Annotated in this window: 2 protein-coding genes; one reads left to right on the top strand and one right to left on the bottom strand. The window is 46.6% G+C overall.

Going from position 1 to position 919, the window contains the following annotated elements; all coding sequences use genetic code 11:
* Positions 1 to 371: FeoA family protein (locus tag ABUA47_RS24485; RefSeq protein ID WP_349832260.1), on the bottom strand; the 371-nt coding region annotated here is incomplete at its 3' end.
* A 340-nt stretch (positions 372 to 711) separates the two neighbouring features.
* Here ABUA47_RS24485 and ABUA47_RS24480 point away from each other — a divergent pair.
* Positions 712 to 919 (top strand): ATP-binding protein (locus tag ABUA47_RS24480; RefSeq protein ID WP_410520199.1); only part of this gene is annotated, 208 nt, incomplete at its 3' end.

The raw sequence follows: 919 nt of genomic DNA, 5'->3' as shown, positions 1-919 counted from the left end.
TTACCACAGTTGGGATTTCCCACCAAAGCCACATTTATGGTGCGGCGTTTGCCGAGGGCCAGTTGCTTCAGCTCATCTTCGCCCAGATGCATGTTTTCGCCCAACCCCTCGTGGTAATCGGGCTGCACAGCCTGCTCCTTAGCTTCCTGCTCACTGATAATCTCTATCATCTCAGCCTCCTGCCGACGAAGAGAAATCTCATATCCCATTACTTTGTATTTGATAGGGTCGCGTAGTGGGGCATTCAGCAAGACCTCCACTGTTTTACCTTTAATAAATCCCATTTCCACAATCCGTTTGCGGAAACCACCGTGTCCCAGCACTTTTACGATTACACCTTTTTCACCGGTATTCAATTCGGACAAACGCATAGTCTTTCTGCCTTTCTTTTCTATTTTGGGGGCAAAGATAATACTTATGTCCGCAAGGCACAAATAATTTAGAATGTTTTTAAATAAGAGACACTAAACAATAATGCCCAGAAGGCAGAACACTACTTCCAGAGATACTAAATCGTAACTTCACCACACCTTTGTTCTTTTCTTACCACAGCTGTGGTAAGAAAAGAACAAAGGTGTGGTATGCATAAAACACAGCTGTGGTAAGATTAGCTTTTAGCAAATACGACCTTAGCCGATAGAGATTCTGAAAATAGATACTTGCAGATATGGCAATAAAAATCGTTTGCACTATCTTTGCACCACTCTATAGTTGAATATGCAGAAGGTAGTACAATACATCGAGCGCCACAAGCTCTTCTCGCTGGACGACAAGATACTTGTGGCACTGAGCGGCGGGGCGGACTCCGTGGCGTTGCTGCGCCTGCTCCTCAGCCTGGGATACACATGCGAAGCCGCCCATTGCAACTTCCATCTGCGCGGAGCGGACTCCGACCGCGACGAGCACTTTGTACGCCAAC

Source organism: Bacteroides sp. RTP31139st1_H2_RTP31139_211217 (assembly GCF_040227615.1).
GTDB lineage: Bacteria > Bacteroidota > Bacteroidia > Bacteroidales > Bacteroidaceae > Bacteroides > Bacteroides uniformis.
Note: the sequence above shows the minus strand (reverse complement) of the source record. Positions and strands in the feature narration are given on the sequence as shown.